The sequence below is a fragment of the Sphingobium sp. B11D3B genome (assembly GCF_025961735.1).
Taxonomy (GTDB): Bacteria; Pseudomonadota; Alphaproteobacteria; order Sphingomonadales; family Sphingomonadaceae; genus Sphingobium.
In genome coordinates this window covers 1,876,629-1,896,425 of record NZ_JAOQOF010000001.1, presented here as the reverse complement: position 1 = coordinate 1,896,425, position 19,797 = coordinate 1,876,629, and the positions used below count along the sequence as shown (strand labels likewise).

16 protein-coding genes are annotated in these 19,797 nt (G+C 65.5%); 8 read left to right on the top strand and 8 right to left on the bottom strand.

Features of this window, described 5'->3' with window-relative positions:
* Positions 1-54: 54 nt before the first annotated feature.
* Both M2333_RS08945 and M2333_RS08940 read left to right on the top strand, forming a co-directional pair.
* Positions 55-960, top strand: coding sequence for an amidohydrolase family protein (locus M2333_RS08945; protein WP_181559006.1), 906 nt, complete (start codon positions 55-57; stop codon positions 958-960).
* Between the two features lie 190 nt (positions 961-1,150).
* On the top strand, positions 1,151-4,135 hold the full coding sequence (locus tag M2333_RS08940) for a TonB-dependent receptor plug domain-containing protein (protein ID WP_264611511.1): 2,985 nt from the start codon (positions 1,151-1,153) through the stop codon (positions 4,133-4,135).
* Positions 4,136-4,274: 139 nt separating this feature from the next.
* On the opposite strand, the gene M2333_RS08935 is transcribed toward M2333_RS08940, so the two are convergent.
* The 7 genes from M2333_RS08935 to M2333_RS08905 all read right to left on the bottom strand — a co-directional run bounded on the left by M2333_RS08935 (position 4,275) and on the right by M2333_RS08905 (position 11,537).
* On the bottom strand, positions 4,275-5,210 hold the full coding sequence (locus tag M2333_RS08935; RefSeq protein ID WP_264611510.1) for a 3-keto-5-aminohexanoate cleavage protein: 936 nt from the start codon (positions 5,208-5,210) through the stop codon (positions 4,275-4,277).
* A gap of 8 nt (positions 5,211-5,218) precedes the next feature.
* On the bottom strand, positions 5,219-6,676 hold the full coding sequence (locus M2333_RS08930) for an NAD-dependent succinate-semialdehyde dehydrogenase (RefSeq protein WP_264611509.1): 1,458 nt from the start codon (positions 6,674-6,676) through the stop codon (positions 5,219-5,221).
* A gap of 8 nt (positions 6,677-6,684) precedes the next feature.
* Positions 6,685-7,152 (bottom strand): nuclear transport factor 2 family protein, encoded by a 468-nt coding sequence (locus tag M2333_RS08925; protein ID WP_264574709.1) that lies wholly within the window; start codon positions 7,150-7,152, stop codon positions 6,685-6,687.
* A 120-nt stretch (positions 7,153-7,272) separates the two neighbouring features.
* Complete coding sequence (locus M2333_RS08920; RefSeq protein ID WP_181559011.1) at positions 7,273-8,223, bottom strand: helix-turn-helix domain-containing protein; 951 nt, start codon at positions 8,221-8,223, stop codon at positions 7,273-7,275.
* 99 nt (positions 8,224-8,322) lie between these two features.
* Positions 8,323-9,060, bottom strand: a complete 738-nt coding sequence (locus M2333_RS08915) for an SDR family NAD(P)-dependent oxidoreductase (protein WP_264611508.1) — start codon at positions 9,058-9,060, stop codon at positions 8,323-8,325.
* Complete coding sequence (locus tag M2333_RS08910; protein ID WP_264611507.1) at positions 9,057-10,370, bottom strand: MFS transporter; 1,314 nt, start codon at positions 10,368-10,370, stop codon at positions 9,057-9,059. The genes M2333_RS08915 and M2333_RS08910 overlap by 4 nt, the downstream gene beginning before the upstream one ends.
* Before the next feature lie 12 nt (positions 10,371-10,382).
* Positions 10,383-11,537, bottom strand: coding sequence for an iron-containing alcohol dehydrogenase (locus tag M2333_RS08905; RefSeq protein WP_264611506.1), 1,155 nt, complete (start codon positions 11,535-11,537; stop codon positions 10,383-10,385).
* A 366-nt stretch (positions 11,538-11,903) separates the two neighbouring features.
* On the opposite strand from M2333_RS08905, the gene M2333_RS08900 reads away from it, so the two are divergent.
* The 6 genes from M2333_RS08900 (at position 11,904) to ligA (ending at position 18,849) form a co-directional block, all read left to right on the top strand.
* Positions 11,904-12,431, top strand: a complete 528-nt coding sequence (locus M2333_RS08900; protein WP_181559015.1) for a helix-turn-helix domain-containing protein — start codon at positions 11,904-11,906, stop codon at positions 12,429-12,431.
* Positions 12,432-12,704: 273 nt separating this feature from the next.
* Positions 12,705-13,124 carry a hypothetical protein gene (locus M2333_RS08895; protein WP_181559016.1) on the top strand — a complete coding sequence of 140 codons (420 nt, stop codon included), beginning with the start codon at positions 12,705-12,707 and terminating at the stop codon, positions 13,122-13,124.
* A 209-nt stretch (positions 13,125-13,333) separates the two neighbouring features.
* On the top strand, positions 13,334-13,759 hold the full coding sequence (locus M2333_RS08890) for a hypothetical protein (RefSeq protein ID WP_264576296.1): 426 nt from the start codon (positions 13,334-13,336) through the stop codon (positions 13,757-13,759).
* Positions 13,760-14,101: 342 nt separating this feature from the next.
* A complete protein-coding gene (locus M2333_RS08885) occupies positions 14,102-14,887 on the top strand; it encodes an outer membrane protein assembly factor BamD (protein WP_181559017.1) in 786 nt (261 codons plus the stop codon).
* A 72-nt stretch (positions 14,888-14,959) separates the two neighbouring features.
* Complete coding sequence (gene recN / locus M2333_RS08880) at positions 14,960-16,624, top strand: DNA repair protein RecN (protein ID WP_264611505.1); 1,665 nt, start codon at positions 14,960-14,962, stop codon at positions 16,622-16,624.
* A 62-nt stretch (positions 16,625-16,686) separates the two neighbouring features.
* Entirely contained in the window at positions 16,687-18,849 is a 2,163-nt protein-coding gene (gene ligA, locus M2333_RS08875; RefSeq protein ID WP_264611504.1) for an NAD-dependent DNA ligase LigA, read from the top strand.
* 12 nt (positions 18,850-18,861) lie between these two features.
* On the opposite strand, the gene M2333_RS08870 is transcribed toward ligA, so the two are convergent.
* Positions 18,862-19,725: a dienelactone hydrolase family protein gene (locus M2333_RS08870; protein WP_264611503.1), complete on the bottom strand. Its 864-nt coding sequence runs from the start codon at positions 19,723-19,725 to the stop codon at positions 18,862-18,864.
* Positions 19,726-19,797 lie beyond the last annotated feature (72 nt).

Here is a 19,797-nt window from a genome sequence, read left to right as displayed (position 1 = left end):
GGCGGGCGCTGGCCCGCCACCGACCATCAAGCATAGGCGAGAGGAACAAGGTATATGCAGATCATCGACGGTCAGATCCACGAACCCCATATCGGCGGCGGTATGCGCGCCGCCAAGCCCGAAGGCGAGACGATCACGCCACAGCTTGAAGAGTTCATCAACGTCGAGCTGGCGCGCGAGGCGATCGATTGTGTCGGCGTCGACAAGGCAATTATCTATGCGGGCCGGGCCTTTAACGAAGCGGCGGTGCGCTACTATCCGGACCGGTTCGGGGCGGTCGAAGTGTTCGACCATGCGGCGCCCGATCTCGAGCAGCAGATGGCGGCTTTCAAGAAGAAGCCGGGGATGCTGGCGACCCGCGTGCTGTTCACCAATTACGGGCAGGTCTGGCGCAAGCCGGGCGCGCAGATCGCGGTCAGTCCGCTGGTCAAGCAGGGCGCGTTCGACCGCTATTTCGCTTATGGCGCCAAATATAAGATCCCGATGTTCGTCGGTGCCCATGAGTTCGGTCACGAGGCCGCGATCTATGCCGAGCGGCACCCGGACATGACGATCATCATCGATCACTACGGGGTCACCCAGTCGATGATCGCGCCGCCCAAGGATCGCTGGGCGAACCTTCCCAAGCTGCTCGACATGGCGCGCTATCCCAATGTCTATGTGAAGCTGTGCGGGATGCCGATCATCTCCAAGGAGGCCTATCCCTATCACGACATCTGGCCATACATTCACAAGATCCTGCACGCCTTCGGCCCGGAACGGTGCCTGTGGGCGAGCGACATGACCCGGCAGCGCTGGGGCACGGAAACGCCGCCGGGTCCCAATGGCTTCCCGCTCCGCAAGGACTGGAAGCCCTATGCGGACGCGCTCTACAGCCTTCTCCACACCAATGAGATTTCGCAGAGTGACAAGGAGTGGATTTTGGGCGGCACGATTAAGCGCGCGCTCAACTGGGCGTAAGAGCACCGCAGCACACCGATGACATCGGAGCCGGGCGATGCCGTCGTCCGGCTCTGTTTGTGCCGAATTCGGCATAAGCTGGATCACTTGGAGATAAGAAGCGGCCCGTTGCGCAATGCGATGGTCCGCATGAGATCGCGCCCGGCAAAGGTCGTGCGCGCAAAATATACATAATGGGGAGGCCGTACGAATGACTTTGAAAGTGAAAGGACGCGGGGGCGCGTCGCATCTGCTGTGGGCGGCACTGCCGGCGGCGGCGTTGCTGTCAATGCCGGTTCAGGCGCAGGACAGCAGCGGGGCGGAGAGCGCGAGCGAGCAATCCATCGTCGTCACGGGCACGCGGATCCGCAACAACGCCTTTAACGAGCCGACGCCCGCCACGGTGTTCGGCATCGAGCAGACTGAGAAGCTGGGCATCGTGAATGCCGGCGATATCGTCGAGCTTATCCCGCAGAACACGGCGTTCCAGTCGGACGCAACCGCCGGCATCACCGCGGGCGCGAATGTCGGCGCCTCTTATGCGAACCTGCGCGGCCTTAATCCGGATTCCGGCACGCGCACGCTCACGCTGGTCAATTCCCGGCGCTTCGTGCCGACATCGGATGGCGGTGCGGTTGATCTCAACCTCATTCCCACCGCGATGATCAAGCGCGTGGAGACGGTGACGGGCGGCGCCTCGGCGGCCTACGGGTCGGATGCCATTGCAGGTGTCGTCAACCTCATCCTCGATACCGAGCTCGAGGGGCTGCGCGGGCAGGTGGATTATGGCCAGACCTTCCGAGGCGATGGCAAGGGCCATCATGGCTCGCTCGTCTATGGCACGCGCGTCGGCAGCCGCGGCCATATCGTCATCGGCGGCGAATATGAGAAGAAGGACGGCATCGGCGATTGCTCGCTTTCGCGCGACTGGTGTGCGGAAAGCTACGACGTCTTCGTGAATGCCAATAATGTGCTGGCCAACGGCTCGCTCTCTGGCTTCGATCGTCCCGGCACGCCGGGCTATGGTCTGCCCAACTTCATCATCGGACCCAATTCCAAGCAGGCGTTTAACGACGCGCGGGGCGTCGTCCGCAACCGTGCGCCCGCTGCGCCAGCGGCGCGCAACATCCGCTTCAATGACGACGGCACCGGCATCGTGCAGTTCGATCCCGGCACATACGTCCAATCGTCGCAGACCGGTCCGCGCCAGGGGGGTGACGGCGAATCGACCTATGCGGATTCCGACATCCAGACGCCGGTCGAGCGCTTCGTCGGCTATCTCTCCGGCAAATACGACCTGTCGGACACGGTCGAAGCCTATACCGAAGTCACCTACGCGCATCGCTCTGCCTCCAACAGCGGCGTGACGGCAGGCCCGCGCTCGACCTATTTCGTGAAGCCGGACAACGCCTTCCTGCCCGCCTCGCTGAAGACGCTGCTGGCCGGCACGCAATTCAGCTTGGGCAAGGATGTCGATGCGCAGATTCCGGCACTCAACTCCGTCACCGCCGATGTATGGCGCGCCGTGTTCGGCGTCACCGGCGAGATTGGCGGCGGCTGGAACTGGGACGTCTATTACCAGTACGGCCGCAACAAGCGGCACCAGTCCGCCCGCTATTCGCGCGTGAACACTGAGTTCCAATATGGGCTGGACGCGGTGGTAAACCCCGCGAACAACCAGATCGTCTGCCGCGAATTGCTCAAGGCCAATCCCGATCCGCGCGCGCAGGGCTGCGTGCCGATGAACCTGTTTGGCCTTGATAATCTCAGCCAGGCGGCCATCGACTACGCCTACCGCCCGGTGGTGGAGGACTTCCTCTATACCCAGCATGTCGCTGCCGCCTCGATCAGCGGCTCGCTGTTCGACGGCTTTGGCGCCGGGCCGGTCGGCGCCGCCACGGGTGTGGAATATCGCAAGGAAAAGGGCGACGTGACGCACGGCGATATCCCGAACTACACCGACTATGCCTTCACCTTCGGCCTGGATTATGGCGGCACCATCGAGGTTCTCGAAACCTTCGGCGAAGTGAGCGTGCCGCTGTTGGCGAACCGGCCTTTCTTCGAGACGCTGGAACTGAACGGCGCCGTCCGCTGGACGCGCAACAAGGCGTCGGATGCGTTCACCAGCGAGGAGAAGACGACCGAAGCGGTGAGCTACAAGCTCAGCGGCATCTGGGAAATCGGCGGCGGTGTACGCCTGCGCGGCTCGCGCTCGCGCGATATCCGCGCTGGCGGCTTCCGCGAGCTTTTCCAGCGCCAGGTGGCGACGGAGGAAGGCTCCTCGCAGGGCATCGTCGACAATCCGAACATCGCGGGCGTGGGCAATGACGATCCGACCCCGATCTTGAATGGCGGCAGCTTCGCGCTGACGCCGGAAAAGGCGGATACGACGACGGCGGGCATCGTGTTTCGTCCAAGCTTCATCCCAGGCCTGCGCATGTCGGTCGACTGGTATCAGATTGCCATCGAGGATGCCGTCAGCCGGCTCGGCGGCCAGCAGATCGTCGATTTCTGCGATCAGTTCGACATCTTCTGCGACCGGATCACCTTCGTCTCGCCGACGAATATCTCGTACATCGATGCCCGCCAGGTGAACCTCGGCAACATGACTGTGCGCGGCCTCGATTTCGAGTTCGACTACACGCTGCGCATGTCCGACCTCTCGGCCGACTGGGGCGGCGCGCTCAACCTGCGGGTGTTGGCCAACCACCAATATGACTTCAAGGTGCAGGCCGACCCGACGACGCCGGTGATCGACTACGCCGGGCAGACCGGGCCGGTGAGCAGCGGCGGCAACTTCAACCCCGCGCCCTCGTGGATCGTCAACGCGTTCCTGAGCTATGACAGCGGGCCGTTCAACGCCACGGTGAGCATGCGCCGGATCAGCTCGGGCATCTACAACGTCGAGCGGGTTGGACCGGAAGATGAAGGCTACGACCCGACGCTGCGCAACAGCATCAACACCAACCGCGTGAAGGGAGCGAGCTATTTCGGCCTCGCCATGTCCTATGCGATCCCGGTCGGAAATGGTCGGAACAGCATCGAGGTGTTCGGTGCGATCGACAATATCTTCGACAAGAAGCCGCCGATTGCGCCGGGTGGCGGCGGCCTGGGTGGCTCCAACTATCCGACCAACCCGGTCTATTTCGACACCTTCGGGGCGCGTTTCCGGACCGGCGTGCGGGTCAAATTCTGATCCAGCGCCAGCGCTGCAGATGCCAGCCGGGCTTCCGAAAGGAGGCCCGGCTTTCTCTTGCAGAAATGCCCGCCCGGCCATTCAGGCCGGGCGGGCACCCAAAATCGATGGACGTTGAAAGGGAGGCGGCAGCCTCGGCTCAGAAGCCGACGGCGTCGCCGCCCTTCAGGCCCAGCAACGCGCGCGCTTCCGCGGGGGTGGCAATCTCGCGGCCCAGCGCTTCGATGACGAGGCGGATGCGCTCTACTTGCTGTGCGTTGGAGGTGGCGAGCTCGCCCTTGCCGATGAACAGGCTGTCTTCCAGCCCGACGCGGACATTGCCGCCGAGCAGCGCGCTCTGGGTGCAGAAGCCGAGCTGATGCCGGCCCGCCGCGAAGGCCGAGAACACATAGTCCTCGCCGAACAGACTATCGGCCATGGTCACCATATGGGCGAGATTGCGCGGATCGGCGCCGATGCCGCCCAGAATGCCGAACACGCCCTGGATGAGGAAGGGCGGATCGATCAGTCCCCGGTCCGCGAAATGCGCAAGCGTGTACAGATGGCCGATATCGTAACACTCAAACTCGAAGCGCGTGCCGAATTCCCGGCCGACCTCCAGCATGATGCGCTCGATATAGGCATTGTCATTGTACATGATCCGCCCGCGCGCGCCTTCGACATAGGGCTTCTCCCAGCCGTGCTGCCACTGGGTGACCCGCTTGGCCGCCCCGGAGAAATCGAAGATCAGCGGTCCCATGTTGAGCGAGCACAGCTCGGGCCGGGCCTGCTTGGCGCCTTCCAGCCGGTCATCCAGCGACATGGTGGCGCTGCCGCCAGTGGAGATGTTGACCACCGCATCCGTCGCCTCCCGGATGCGCGGCAGAAAGGCCATGAAATCGGCCGCGCGGGGGCTTGGGCTGCCGTCTGCCGGGTTACGCGCATGCAGGTGCAGGATCGCCGCGCCGGCCTGCGCTGCGCCAATGGCGGCCTCCGCAATCTCGTCCGCGCTCACCGGCAAATGCGGCGACATGGAGGGCGTGTGGATCGAGCCGGTCGGCGCGCATGTGATAATGACCTTGGCGTGTTTGCGCATAAGCGGATCTAAAGTCCTGCGTGACAGAGATATTTGAGGTTTTGATATTCGGCGAGGCCGTGGTGCGAGCCCTCGCGCCCGAGGCCCGACTGCTTGACGCCGCCAAAGGGCGCATAAGGCGTCGAGATGAGGCCGGTGTTGATGCCGACGATGCCGCTCTCCAGATCCCGCCCTACGCGGGCAATCGTCGCCGGATCGCTTGAGCAGAGATAGGCAGCGAGGCCAAAGGGCGTGTCGTTCGCCAGCCGCACGCCGTCCTCCACGCTGGCGAAGCCGATGACGCCGGCCAGCGGTCCAAAGGTCTCCTCCCGGGTCAGCAGCGCATCCGAGGCAACGTCGCCAATCAGCGTCGGCACCGCGATGCGCCCGCCCGGCGATGCGCCCCCGGCAATCAGACGTCCGCCATGGCGCAGCGCATCCTCGCGATGCTCGTCGATCTTGGCGATGGCGCGATCGTCGATCATCGGGCCGACATCGATGCCATCTTCAAAGCCGTCGCCGGCCTTCATCGCCGCAACCTTGCTACCAAACGCGTCGAGAAAACGCTCGCGGATGCCATTCTGCACATAGATGCGGTTCGCCGCGACGCAGCTCTGGCCGCCATTGCGGAACTTGGCGACCATTGCCGTTTCGACGGCGGTGTCGAGGTCCGCATCGTCGAAGATCAGCAGCGGCGCATTGCCGCCCAGTTCGAGGCCGAGCCGCTTGATCGTCGGGGCGCAGGCTTCCGCCAGCATTGCGCCCACCGGGGTCGAGCCGGTGAAGGAGAGTTTGCGGACGATCGGCGAACCGGTCATCACCGGCCCGATGGTCTTGGAATTGCCGGTGACCACGCTGAACACGCCCGCTGGCACGCCTGCTTCTTCACCCAGCTTGGCAAAGGCCAGTGCCGTGAGCGGCGTCAGCTCGGCCGGCTTGGCGACCATGGTGCAGCCGGCGGCCAGCGCCGGCCCGACCTTGCGCGTGAGCATGGCGAGCGGGAAGTTCCATGGCGTGATCGCCACGCACACGCCGATCGGCTCGCGCTCGACCATCAGGCGGCGGCCGGTCACCGGGGCGGGGATGATCTCGCCCAACGAGCGAGTCGCCTCATCGGCGTAGAACTCCAGGAAGCCCGCGCCATAGTCGACCTCGGCGCGCGATTCCTTGAGCGCCTTCCCATTCTCAAGCGTGATGAGCCGGGCGAAGTCCTCCTTGTGCTGGATGACCAGCTCATACCAGCGCCGCAGGATCGCGCCGCGCTCCTTGGCGGGCCGTCGTGCCCATTGCGGAAAGGCGCGGTTCGCGGCGTCGATGGCCTCAGACACTTGCGCTTCGCTGACGCGCGGCACCTGTCCCACGGTCTCGAGCGTATAGGGATCGTCGACAGCGATGGGGTCGCCACTGCCATCCACCCATTTGCCGGCCACATAGGCCTTGGAAAGCAGAAGATCCTTCTCGTCGAGTTCGCCGCGCTGTCTGCTCATGGGCCTGCTCACTTTGCTTCTTGATCGTCCAGGTTCGGATTTGTGATCGGGGTATCACTCTCGAACAAATGCTCGAACCGGCGATAGGTGCACAGCCAGCGCCCGCCGGCGCCGCGGACATAGCGGTCGGTCGCCAGCGAAATCGTCACTGGCGGATGGGTGGGGAGGGGGCGCACGCCATCGGCGGCGTAGAGGAACAGGTAGTTCGTCGCTTCCGCGCTGTCCGGCCCGGTGAACCATGCTCGGAAGTTGGTGAAGGCATGGACCGCGAGCCGCTCGCCGCGTTCGGCGCGCCAGTCATAGAATTGCTGGATCTTCGCGCGGCCGTTATAGGAGGCGAACTGGCCGTGGAAGACGGCATCCTCGGTATAATAATCCGAGGCCTTGCGCCCCTTGTTGGTATCGATCTCGTGCCAATATTCGGTCAGCTGCAGCGACAATATCTGGTTCAGATCAAGCACTTCCCTGGCAACCATTGCGTCTTCCGTCCTCCATGTCTCGCCTGTCGGCGTGGAGACCGGGCTGACATAGAGGTTGCGCCGCCGCTTGCCCGGGCGGGCAGGATGACTTGCTCAGGAAGGCGCCCGCGCGGCTGGTCAGTTCGAGCCAGCGCGCCGGTAATCGCGCGGCGCCATGCCGAAATGTTCGTGGAAGGTGCGGGTGAAATGCGCCGCGCTGTTAAACCCCCAGGCGAAGGCGATCTCGGTCAGCGTATGACCGGCCCAGGCCGGATTGCGCAGCTGCTTGCCGCACTCCTCCAGCCGCCGCCGCACGATGTAGCTCGATGCCTTCTCCCCGCGCGAGGCGAAGAGCGTGCGCAGGTAGCGCGGCGAGATGCGCAGCCCCTCGGCGACGCGTGCGGGCGTCAGTTCCGGGTCGCGCAGATTGTCCTCGATGTAGCGAATGACTTCGCTCTGCCGGCCGAGCATCACCGCCGAGCCCTCAGGCTGCTCGTCAAAGCCCATCGCATAGGCCGTGGAGAGCATTTCCAGCACGTGGCGAGCAAAGCGGCCATCATGATCGGAATGGAAGCCGCTCTGCACCTGCGTGTTCAGATTTTCGAGCATGGCGGACATGACCGCGGTCAGCCCCACCTCATGATCGAGCTTGAGGCCGCAGAAGCGCTCGGGCGTCGGCAGGTGCTTTTTGATCAGCCCCGCGTCCACGCGCAGCATGATAATCATCGAATTGTCGCCGAGCGTGAAGCTGTGCGGCGCCGCGCTGTCGCACAGCACGAAATCGCCCTGATCGAGCTGGGCCTGATGCCCGCAATGGTCGAGCACGCTGTTGCCGCGCGCCTGCATCAGGAAAGAATAAAGACGCGGCGCGCCGGGGCGGATGTGGTTGCGCGTCCGCTCGATATGGCTGCGATTGGCCGCGATACTGGCGAGCTGGATTGGCCCGAAATGGCTGAGGCTGAGCCGCGCGGCAAACTCATGCCGGTCCGCGGGCGTGAAGTTCACGCGATTGAGCTGCTGTGAATAGAGCTTTGTCCATGCCGCCGCGCGCGTCGATATGGGGAAGGCTTCAGTGCTGTAGGATTCCATGCTTATCCTCTCCGCGTGCCCTCTGTCCTTCTATCGAGGCGTCCCGGCCGCTTTCCTTCAGGGTCAACCATTTCAAGGCGCTTTGCAAGTTTCCCATCGTCACACGCCGCCGGAGACGGCGAGGTTCGCGCCATTCACAAAAGAGGCCTCGGACGAGAGCAGATAGCGGACCGCCTGCGCGATCTCGTCCGCCCGTGCTGCGCGCTGCATCGGCACGCGCGCGGCGCCGGCGGCCAGCCGCTCGGCGCTCAGCATGTCCGTGGCGACCGGGCCGGGGGAGACGCAGTTGACGCGAATGCCATCACCGCCGACTTCCCGCGCCAGTCCGGTCATCAGGCTATCGAGCCCGCCTTTGGATGCGGCATACCAGACATATTCCCCGGCTGACCCATAAGCGGTCGCCCGTGACGAGATGAAGACGATGCCGCCGCCCGTCCCGCCGCGCGAGAGGGCCATGCGCCGCACGGCCTCACGCGCGGCCAGCATCGCGCCGGTGAGATTGACCGCCATGACGCGCTCGAGGGTTTCCGCCGAGACCTCCGCCAGGGGAGAGGCCTGGCCGGTGATCCCGGCGGAATAGACGAGCGCGCCGATCGGCCCCAGCGCCTGCGCTTCGTCGAACAGGGCAATCAGATCGGCCTCCCGCGCGCTGTCCGCCTGCACCGCGTGGGCCTGACCGCCGGCACTGGCGACGCTCGCTGCGACGGCCTGCGCTGCCGCTGCGTCACGCGCATAGCTGAACACGACATGGTAGCCGGACGCCGCGAGCAGCTGGACGATGGCGGCGCCGATGCCGCGGCTGCCGCCGATGACGATCGCGATGGGCTGCTGGCTCATGGAGCGGTTGCCTTTGCCTCAATGGGTTGGGGGGCTTCGTCCCGACCGAAGTCATCCAGTGACTGCAGCGCGCGGCCGGCGGTCTCGGGCAGCATCAGCGTTGCGATGAGGGCGCACAGGATGCCCCCCATGCCGACGATGGCCATCGCCGCGCCCAGCGGGATGATGGCGGCCACCAAGGGTACGGTCATGATGAACAGAGCGCTCGCCGCCCGGCCGAAATTATAAGCAAAGGCCTGTCCGGTGCCGCGCAGTTCGGTCGGGAACAGTTCGGTGAAATAGGGGCCGAAGCTTGCATAGATGCCGAACTGGAAGAAGCCGTAGACGATGCCGAACGGCACGAGGAACCAGACATTCCCGCCCCATGGCCCGAACAGATAGATGGCGGCGGAGATCACGAAGCCGAGGCCGAACAGCCGGAAGGCGTTGCGGCGCCCGACAAAGTCGCTGATCGCGGCGTTGAACAGAAAACCGAAGAAGCCGCCGACGCTGTTGAACATCACGCACAGCCCGGCCATCGCGATGCCGATGCCGCGCTCATTGGCGAGGAACACCGTCAGATAGCTGCTCACGGCATAGCCCGCGCCCTGTGCGCCGACAGCCAGCAGCGATGCCAAGATGGTGATGCGGGCGACCTTGGGCCGGAAGATGCTGGTGAGGCTGGTGCGCTGCCCGGTTTCCTGGGCGCGCTGCTGGGCCTGCTTGAACAGATCGGAATCGTCGGACCCACGCCGGATGAAGAAGATCAAGGCGGCGGGAATGATGCCGACGAAGAAGGCGAGGCGCCAGCCGATCTCGGGATCGAAGGCGGAGGCGAACGGACCAGCGATCAAGGCTGCGAGACCGGAGCCGACCGCCGCGCCGCTGTGCAGCGTGCCCAGCGCCTTGCCGCGATGCTTGGGTGAGACGATTTCGCCGAGCAGCACCGCGCCCACCGCCCATTCCGCGCCGAAGCCGATGCCCTGCAACACGCGCAGGATGAGCAGTTGCTCGAAATTCTGCGCAAAGCCCGAGGCGAATGAGAAGAAGGAGAACCACAGGATAGTGAGCTGCAGGATGCGGGCGCGGCCATAGCGGTCGCACAACCAGCCGCCGATCCAGCCACCGATCGCCGCCGCGAAATAATTGGCGCTGGCGATGGTCCCGGCCTCGGTCAGCGAGATGCCAAGGCCGACGATGAGCAGCGGGATGAGATACTGATAGACCAGCCCATCCGCGCTATCCATCGCCCAGCCGGCGCTGCACGTCCAGAACACGCGGCGGGTTTTGCGGTCCGCGCCGCGATACCAGGAGAAGAGGTCGGCTTTCATGGGGTGTCGGTCCTATAGCGCAGCTTCGTAGATGGCGCGCGCATCGGATTCGGCGACCTCGCGCGGATTTCTGATGAGCAGCCGTTGCACGGTCATGGCGGCGGCGGCCATCTTGGGCACCGCGTTGGCGCCGATGCCGAAGGCGGACAAGTGCCGCTCGATGCCGATGGCAGCGGAAAGGCGCTCGATCTGCGCGATGCCGGCCAGCGCATCCGCCTCGTCATCGCCGGTCCGCGCCACGCCTAGGGCGGCAGCGACCTCAGCATAGCGAGCGGGGGCGGCGGGCAGGGTGAAGCGCAGTACATGCGGCAGCAGCAGCGAGTTGGCGACGCCGTGGGGAATGTGGAATTCGCCGCCGAGCGGATAGGCCAAAGCGTGGACCGCCGCGGTGTTGACCGGGCCGAGGCACATGCCGCCAAGATGCGCCGCGCGAAGCATGGCATCGCGCGCCTCCAGGTCTGTGCCGTCCGTGCAGGCGCGTTCGAGATGGCCGGCGATCAGGCGGATGCCTTCGAGCGCCCAGGCATCGACGACGGGATGGGCAAAGCGGTTGGCATAGGCCTCGATGCAATGCGTCAGCGCATCCAGCCCGGTCGCGGCGGTGACGGCGCGGGGCATTGAGACGGTGAGTTCAGCATCCAGATAAGCGAAATCCGGCACGAGATGATCGCTGACCACGCCCTTCTTCAGTTCCGCCGCCACGTCTTCCAGAATGGCGATGGGAGTGACTTCGCTGCCTGTGCCGGCGGTGGTCGGGATGCAGGCGAGCGGAATGGCGCGGCCTTGGAGGAGGCCTGTGCCGATGACGTCATCGATGCCCTGCGCGCCATCCATCAGCGCGGCGACCAGCTTGGCGACATCCATCGCACTGCCGCCGCCCAGTCCGATGATGAAGCCGGCTTGGCTCTCGCGCGCCGTCGCCATGGCGGCCTCGAAATCGGCGAAGGTCGGCTCGCCGGCAATGGCGTCGAAAATCGTCGCGGCGCAGCCGGCTTTGGTTAGTTCGGAGGCGAGGGCTTCGCTGAGCGCACGCAGAGGGCTGCCGGAGACGATCAGCGCGCTTGCGGCCCCGGACGCGACGACATCGGCGGCACAGGCCGGCAGAAGACCGGCACCGATGCGCACCGTGCGGACATTGCGCAGGCTCAGAAGCTGTTTCGATTGCAAGGCTCACCTCTCCATCCCATCCCGTCTCTCTCTCGGTAGCGCGCGGCGTGCTGTCTTGATCTAGGCGGCAATATGCTTTGCCGCGCTCGTATCGGCACTTGGTGGCGGAGCCAAAGGGCGAAAGGGACAAGCCGGCTGAGTTAACGAGCGCATGCGGCGACAGTGCTAACCTCGTCGCGCCTTTTCGCCTCCGAAATGGAGGCAATTTACTAAATGCCGGGGGCGGACTGGGTTAGCGTCTCCTGCTCGATCGACAGGAAGGAACCCATGCCACGCTCCGGCACCTTGCAGGGCATAAGACCGGTGCCGCACCGCGCCATTGCAAGCCGCCCAATGACGTGTCCCCGTTGACCGTGGAGGGGCGGGGTGACGGAGCCAGATCGATCCGGCCAAGCGCGCCGTCATCGTGCGGCCCGGCTGATTCAGGAAGCTGCAGACCGCATCGAGGCCGCGCGCCATCTGCTTGAGATGGAGCAGGAGGTTGCGGAAGGGGCCGGTGCGAGGCCCCTTGCCGACGGTGCGTTGCCGGTTGGGCTGCTCAGTCACGCGAACGAGCCGATGGCAGTTGCCCATCTGAATGCGGCCCTGGCACTGCGGGGCCATATCTGTGCGCGCCTGCTCCTGCGCCTGATTGCCGAGCCTGACCGGCTGATCCCGCTCGATGAACTTGCGTTGCTCCTGGATCGCGGTGCGATGTCGCGTGCGGCGATCAAGGTTCACATCTCAACGCTGCGGGCTGCGCTCAGCGAAAAAGGCCTCGCCGGATCGGCGATCGAGACAGGCCGCCGTAGCTATGCCTTTCGCGCGGCGATGCTGCCGGCGCTGTCCAACATCCTCGAAGCGTGCCGTTTTGGTGCTGATTCCGGCAGGAACGAATCAAAACGGGACAGATGAGGTGGGCCCCCATCGCATCGCTCCATCGACCCGTCCTTTAGCGGTTGACTTCCCGTGATCACGGCGCACAAAGTGAAGCTCGCATAACATAATGTTGCCTTAGAAAGCCAAAAAGGCTTCTAAAATTGCAGGGTCGCACCAGATGACAATCGACTTCAAGACATGACGGGCCGCCGCTGACTGCCACGCGTTTGAGAATGATGTTGAGGCAGGGATAGGCGAGGAGACACGGGTTCAGTGTGAACCCCGCGAATATCCCAGGGACGGATCGTGATGTTCGATACAGCCAATAAGCCGCGCCCACCGGGCGTGGACGACGATGCGCGCGCTTGTCTGCCGGATGACCCGGTGATCGAGCGGGCGCGGCGTTTGCAGGCCCTTATGGGCCAGCGCAGTGCCCTCTTTCCAGAGCCGGTGATGGCCGATGACGCCATGGCGGCCATGCTGACGCTGTTCCTTGCCCAGAGCGAGGGGCGGACGGTCTCCCGGGCATCGTTGAACGGCGCGCAGGATCTGCGCAGCGATCCGCAAGACGAGGTGGTTGCAGCGTTGATCAAGGCAGGTCTGGTCCGCGCCGGGTCGGCGGGAGCGGGCGGGCCTGCGGTCGGGGAAGACGATGGGATCACCCTGACCCCGATGGGATCGGCGCGAATGCGCAGTTATCTCGGCGACCATCGCGGTATTGGGCAATGAGCGGTCAACCCGACCACCTCACGGGTCTTATTCCCGCCGCTCGGCCCGGTCCTCCCGGTCAGTGAGCGCGGCTGGTGACGATAGGCGCCCCCTGTCTGGTGGTTACGGGACATGCGCCGGCAGAGACGGTGGTCTATCCGCCGCCTCTTCTCACAGCGGCGGCGCATCTTTCGCGCGCGGGGTGTTTCCCGCGCGGCGAGGGTAGTCCGATGCCGAATCGAAAGTTTTTTGACGTGCCCAATATCGTGCAACGCGACGCCGCAGCCCGGTCGGACGCGCCGGCTGATCCTCGCTCCGCGGAAGCTTCGAGCGTTCTGCGGGCCAAGGCCGGCCGCATGCACATGCTCGGCCGTCTGCGCAGCAAGCATTTCTACACGCCCGTCATGGCCGATCGCGCCATGGACGTGATGCTCTCTCTTTTCGTCGGTGAACTGCAGTCCAGTCCGGTGAGCGACACGGCCCTGGCCGTGGGCAACATGCTCAGCCCGGCTGAGGCCGCTGCAGTGATCGATAAACTGGTCCAAGCGGGGCTGGCCGTCGTTGCGGGTGAAGAACCCGAGCGGCGGACGGTCGGGCTAACGCCCCTCGGGTCCGCGAGGATGCGGAGTTATGTCAGCGACCACCCGGACGTCTGACAGCTTCGCAGGTCGACGACCGGCCTGAACCGTGTGCCGCCATCCCCCACGCTGGCGTGCGCATTCCCCGGTTCGGGTCGGGCGTCGACCGTTTTCTGCTCCGCAAGGTGCAGGCCGCGTCGCCGCTTCCCACCTCCCACACAGAGAGCGGCGGCGCGGTTTGCGGGCAGTGCGCTCGCATGGGAAAAGAGGGGCAGGCGCCCATTCAGCCGCTCTCGTTCAGCGCCGGTTCAACGGGCCGGTCCTTGTTTCGCGCGCCATGCATCATCTGTCTTCTGCCCGTGGCGCAAAGCGCTCATCATTCGCTTGGCGCGGTCCGGTTGCTCGGTTAAGAGGCTGCGCATGACCGTTACACCGCTGCGTCGTGGCCGGCTGATTGCCGCCAGCCTGATCTCACTCGCCTTGCTGGCCGGCTGCGCGCGCAGTTCGAACCGCGTTGATACGCGCTATGTCGCGCGCGACGTCAGCACGCTGTATCTGGCGGGCCAGCAGCGGCTCGACAATGGTCGCTTTGCCGAGGCCGCCGTGCTGTTCGACGAGGTGGAGCGCCAGCATCCTTATTCGCCCTGGGCCCGCCGCGCGCAGCTGATGAGCTCGTTCAGCTATTATGCCGCGCGCAATTATCGCCAGTCGATCCAGTCGGCCCAGCGCTTCCTTTCGATCCATCCGGGCAACCGCGACGCGGCCTATGCCTATTATCTGATCGCCTTATGCTATTATGAGCAGATCAGCGACGTGACGCGCGACCAGAAGCTGACGCTTCAGGCCCGCGATGCGTTGAACGAGCTGGTCCGCCGCTACCCCGATTCGCGCTACGCGTCGGACGCCCGGCTCAAGCTCGATCTGGTGAACGACCATCTCGCCGGCAAGGAAATGGAAGTCGGCCGCTTCTACCAGCGCCGCCGCGAGTGGATCGCCGCCGCGATGCGCTTCCGGCAGGTCGTCGACAATTACCAGCAAACCAGCCACACGGCAGAGGCGCTGCACCGTCTGGTCGAGAGCTATCTGGCGCTCGGCATGCCGGAAGAAGCCAAGCGCGCCGCTGCGGTGCTGCAGACCAACTATCCCGATTCGGACTGGTATCAGCGCTCCTACCGCCTGATGACTCAGCACGCTCCGAGCGCCTGATCTCTTTCCGGCGCGTTGCGCTGGCGAAGGCGGGTGACAGCATGAGGGCAATGGATTAGCTCTGCACCGCATATGCTGACCGGCCTCTCGATCCGTAACATCGTGCTCATCGAGGCGCTCGATCTCGTGTTCGAGCGAGGGCTGACCGTGCTCACCGGCGAAACCGGCGCGGGCAAGTCGATCCTGCTCGATGCGCTGGGCTTGGCGCTGGGGATGCGGGCCGATAGCGGCCTCGTGCGCGCCGGTGCCGATCAGGCCAGCGTGACCGCGACATTCGATCCGCCGGCGCCCGGTTCGGCCCTGGCCATCCTGCTGGCCGAAAGCGACGTTGCTCAGGAACCGGGCGAGCCGCTGCTGATCCGCCGCACGCTCAAGGCCGATGGCGGCAGCCGCGCCTTCATCAACGATCAGCCCTGCTCGGCGGCGCTGCTGCGCGATGTCGGCGCCTATCTTGTCGAGATTCACGGCCAGCATGATGAGCGTGGCCTCATCAATCCGCGCGGGCATATGGACCTGCTCGATGCCTTTGGCGGTCTGGATGCCGGAGCGGTACGCACCGCACACGGCGTCTGGCAGGCTGCGCAGGCGCGGCTCACCGAGGCCCGCGAGACGCTGGAGAGCGCCGCTCGTGAACGCGATTATCTCGCCCATGCTGTGGCCGAACTGACAGCCTTCGCGCCCGAACCGGGAGAAGAGGAGACGCTCGCCACCGAACGCGCCGACATGCAGAAAGGTGCGCGCCTCACCGAGGACATGGCCGCGCTCGACGATTTGCTCGGCGGATCGGACGGTGCGCTGGCCAAGCTGCGGCAGGCAGCGCGGCGGCTGGATCGGATCGGCGAGGAGCATGAGTTGCTCACGCAGGCGCTGGCTGCCTTCGATCGCGCCGTGATCGAGGCCAGCGAAGCGGAGGAGCATCTCGCGCGGGCCGGCGAAGCGCTGTCCGTCGATCCCGCGCGGCTCGACGCGATCGAGACGCGCCTGTTCGATCTGCGGGCACTGGCCCGCAAGCATCAGGTCGCGGCCGACGATCTGGCCGATCTCGCGGCGCGGATGAGCGATCAGCTCGCGCGGATCGATGCGGGCGAGGCGGGGTTGGCCGATCTTGAACGGGACGTCGCGGCCGCACGGCAGGCATATGAAGCCGCGGCGCAGGCGCTCAGCGATGGCCGCCGGGAGGCCGCTGCCCGACTGGACGCGGCGGTTGCCGGCGAACTGGCCCCGCTCAAGCTGGATGCCGCGCGCTTCCGCACCGATGTCGAGCTGCTGCCGGAAGGGCAGTGGCGCGCGTCCGGCAAGGATCGGGTCGAGTTCATGATTTCCACCAACCCCGGCGCGCCCTTCGCGCCGCTGACTAAGATCGCCTCGGGCGGCGAATTGTCGCGCTTCATCCTGTCCCTCAAGGTCGCGCTCGCCGCGCAGGGCAGCGCGGGCACGATGATCTTCGACGAGATCGACCGGGGCGTCGGCGGGGCCGTGGCCGGCGCGATTGGTGAGCGGCTGGCGCGGCTCTCCGGTGGCGGGCAGGTGATCGTCGTCACTCACTCCCCGCAGGTGGCCGCACGCGGCGCGGCGCATCTGCTCATCGCCAAATCCTCGCAAGGCACCATCACCCGCACCGGGGTCCATCCGCTCGACGACGCCGAACGCCGCGAAGAAATCGCCCGCATGCTCTCCGGCGCCGAGATCACCAACGAAGCGCGCGCACAGGCCGAGCGGCTGCTGGAGGGGGTGTGAGGATGGGGACGTCCAACATCACCCCTGCCCCCTCCTCCGAAGAGGAGGGGCAGGATCGAAATATGACTGACCCCACCACTCTCACCGAAGCCGAGGCGGCCAATCGCCTCATGCGGCTCGCGAAGGAAATCGCGAAGCACAACGCGCTCTATCACGCCAATGACGCGCCCGAGATCAGCGATGCCGCTTTCGACGCGCTGGTGCGCGAGAATAATGCGCTGGAGGCAGCTTTCCCGCATCTGATCCGTGCGGACAGCCCCAATCGGCAGGTGGGCGCTTCGGTGGCGACGTCTGCGCTCGCCAAGGTGCGGCACGAGAAGCGCATGATGAGCCTCGACAACGCCTTTGCGGACGAGGATGTGGCGGAATTCGTTGCGCGCGTGCGGCGGTATCTGGCGCTCGGTGAGGACGAGCCGGTCTTGATGACGGCGGAGGACAAGATCGACGGCCTGTCGCTCTCCATCCGCTATGAGGACCGCAAGCTCGTCCGTGCGGCGACGCGCGGCGATGGCGAGGTGGGGGAGGACGTGACGCCCAATGTTGCGCATATCGGCGATATTCCCCAGACCCTGCCCGTCGACGCGCCGGCCATCCTGGAGGTGCGCGGCGAGGTCTATATGGAGAAGTCCTCCTTCACCGCGCTCAATGCGCGGCTGATGGACGAGGCGCGCGCGACGGCCGAGGCGCGCGGTGAGGCATTTGATCCCGAGGGCGTCCGCCAATTCGCCAATCCGCGCAATGCCGCCGCCGGATCGCTGCGCCAGAAGGATGCGAGCGTCACCGCCAGCCGTCCGCTGCGATTTCTTGCCCATGGCTGGGGCGTGGTCAGCGATGATGGCCTGCCTGCGGATACGCAATATGGCGTGATGAAAGCGCTGGAAGGTTGGGGCATTCCAGTGTCGCGGCATCTGGTGCTGTGCGATGGCAGCGCGGCGATGCTGGCGCATTATCGCGCCATCCAGCAACAGCGCGCGGACCTGAATTACGATATTGACGGCGTGGTCTACAAGGTGGATCGGCTGGACTGGCAGGCGCGGCTCGGCTTCGTTGCCAAGGCGCCGCGCTGGGCGATTGCGCATAAATTCCCCGCCGAACAGGCCGAGACGACGCTGGAAGCCATCGACATTCAGGTCGGCCGCACCGGTAAGCTGACGCCGGTGGGCCGGCTCAAGCCGGTCACGGTGGGCGGCGTGGTGGTCCAGAACGTCACGTTGCACAATCGCGACGAGATCGCGCGGCTGGGCGTGCGGCCCGGCGACCGGATTCTGATCCAGCGCGCCGGCGACGTGATCCCGCAGGTCGTGGACAATCTGACTCGGGAGGCGGAGCGAGCGCCGTACATCTTCCCCGATCATTGCCCGGAATGCGGCAGCGAGGCGGTGGCGGAGGAAGGTGAGGTCGATGTGCGCTGCACGGCGGGCCTCATCTGCCCGGCCCAGCGCATCGAGCGGCTCAACCATTTCGTCAGTCGCGGCGCGATGGATATTGATGGCCTGGGCGATAAGACCATTCGCGAGTTCTTCGCGCTCGGCTGGCTGGAACATGGCCCGGCGGACATCTTCCGGCTCAGGCAGCATCGCGCCGATCTGCTGGGCCGCGAGGGCTGGAAGGAGAAGTCGGTCGACAATCTCCTCAAGGCCATCGAGGACCGGCGTGCGCCCGATGCCGCGCGGCTTCTGTTCGGCCTCGGCATTCGCCATGTCGGCGCGGTAACGGCGCGCGATCTGATGAAGGCGGCGGTTACGCTGGCTCGGCTGCGAACCGAGATTGAGAAATATAACGAGTATTTCCAGACTGCCGGCGGAGCAAAGTTATCTCCGCATAGTCACGACGGCACTGGCTATCTGGATTTTCACGGGATCCGAGGGATTGGCGACGCCGTGATCAATTCGCTACGCGACTTCTTCCACGAAGAGCACAATGTCGCGGTCTGGGAGGACTTGCTAAGCGAGGTCTCTCCGCCGCCCTATGAAATAGAAGTTCGGGAAAGCCCCGTCTCGGGCAAGACCATCGTCTTCACCGGCAAGCTGGAGACGATGAGCCGCGATGAAGCCAAGGCGCAGGCCGAGGCGCTGGGCGCCCGATCGGCCGGATCGGTCAGCGCGTCGACCGATCTGGTGGTGGCCGGGCCGGGCGCCGGCTCAAAGCTCAAGAAAGCCGCCGACCTCGGGATCGAGGTGATCGACGAGGCCGCCTGGGCTGAGATCGTGCGGAGCGCCGGCTAAAGCGCCTCCGCGTCAGGCCAGCGCTGTGCGATACATGGCGAGCAACGCGGCCCAGGCCTTTTCCGCCGCGTCATGGTTGTAGGCCTGGCTGCCGGGCACGCACCAGCCATGGTCGGCGGGGTAGACCTCGACCGTCGCGGTCTTACCCGCTGCATCGAAGGTCTTGCGCAGGATCGTCTTGGATTCGGGCTCCTTGGCATCGTCATTCTGCGCCACGGCGACGAGATAGGCGGCATCGGTCTTGGGGATGAGCAGATGCGGACTGCTCGGCTGGTCGGTGGTCAGGCCTCCGCCATGGAAGCTGGCCACCGCGCCGATCCGTGCCGAAGCGACAGCGGCGGTGCGGAAGGAGAGCGGCCCGCCCATGCAATAGCCCTGCACGCCCGCCTTGCGGCCCTTGTCGACCTGCGGCTGCGCGTCGAGGAAGCCGAGATAGGCCGCCGCGTCATGATCGACCGCGGCATCGCTCATCGCGGCGCGATAGCCGAACAGGATCTTGCGCGACTCAGGGTTGCTGAAGTCGAACGTCCCGTCGATCACCGGCGCGACGGCATTGCGGTAGAAGGGGTTGGGGACGAGCACGACATAGCCCTCGGCGGCCAGGCGCCGGCCCATCTCGCGGAACACCGGGCGCAGGCCCATGATGTCCGGCCACATCAGCACGGCAGGCCAGGGCCCCGTGCCGGCGGGGTGGAAGAGAGCGGCATCTGCCGAGCCGTCGGGCGTTTTGATGGTCACATTCTTCTCGGTGACGTTGGCGACGGCTTGGGCGGTCGCCGCCCCGGCCAGGCCGACGGCGGCGCCGGTGGCCATGAACATGCGCCGGGTGACGCTCCAATCCTCGACCAGGCCCTGATGGATGTCATTGTCGCACATGCCGAATCTCTCCCTCGCAGCGTCAGGCGGGGATGGTCGGTCGGCGCGGGCGCCCTGTCAATGCGCAGCCGG

Excerpts from the sequence above, each read along its gene's own strand:
- M2333_RS08945 (WP_181559006.1), top strand. The coding sequence starts at position 55 with ATGCAGATCATCGACGGTCAGATCCACGAACCCCATATCGGCGGCGGT.
- M2333_RS08940 (WP_264611511.1), top strand. The coding sequence starts at position 1,151 with ATGACTTTGAAAGTGAAAGGACGCGGGGGCGCGTCGCATCTGCTGTGG.
- M2333_RS08935 (WP_264611510.1), bottom strand. The coding sequence starts at position 5,210 with ATGCGCAAACACGCCAAGGTCATTATCACATGCGCGCCGACCGGCTCG.
- M2333_RS08930 (WP_264611509.1), bottom strand. The coding sequence starts at position 6,676 with ATGAGCAGACAGCGCGGCGAACTCGACGAGAAGGATCTTCTGCTTTCC.
- M2333_RS08925 (WP_264574709.1), bottom strand. The coding sequence starts at position 7,152 with ATGGTTGCCAGGGAAGTGCTTGATCTGAACCAGATATTGTCGCTGCAG.
- M2333_RS08920 (WP_181559011.1), bottom strand. The coding sequence starts at position 8,223 with ATGGAATCCTACAGCACTGAAGCCTTCCCCATATCGACGCGCGCGGCG.
- M2333_RS08915 (WP_264611508.1), bottom strand. The coding sequence starts at position 9,060 with ATGAGCCAGCAGCCCATCGCGATCGTCATCGGCGGCAGCCGCGGCATC.
- M2333_RS08910 (WP_264611507.1), bottom strand. The coding sequence starts at position 10,370 with ATGAAAGCCGACCTCTTCTCCTGGTATCGCGGCGCGGACCGCAAAACC.
- M2333_RS08895 (WP_181559016.1), top strand. The coding sequence starts at position 12,705 with ATGTTCGATACAGCCAATAAGCCGCGCCCACCGGGCGTGGACGACGAT.
- M2333_RS08890 (WP_264576296.1), top strand. The coding sequence starts at position 13,334 with ATGCCGAATCGAAAGTTTTTTGACGTGCCCAATATCGTGCAACGCGAC.
- M2333_RS08885 (WP_181559017.1), top strand. The coding sequence starts at position 14,102 with ATGACCGTTACACCGCTGCGTCGTGGCCGGCTGATTGCCGCCAGCCTG.
- recN (WP_264611505.1), top strand. The coding sequence starts at position 14,960 with ATGCTGACCGGCCTCTCGATCCGTAACATCGTGCTCATCGAGGCGCTC.
- ligA (WP_264611504.1), top strand. The coding sequence starts at position 16,687 with ATGACTGACCCCACCACTCTCACCGAAGCCGAGGCGGCCAATCGCCTC.
- M2333_RS08870 (WP_264611503.1), bottom strand. The coding sequence starts at position 19,725 with ATGTGCGACAATGACATCCATCAGGGCCTGGTCGAGGATTGGAGCGTC.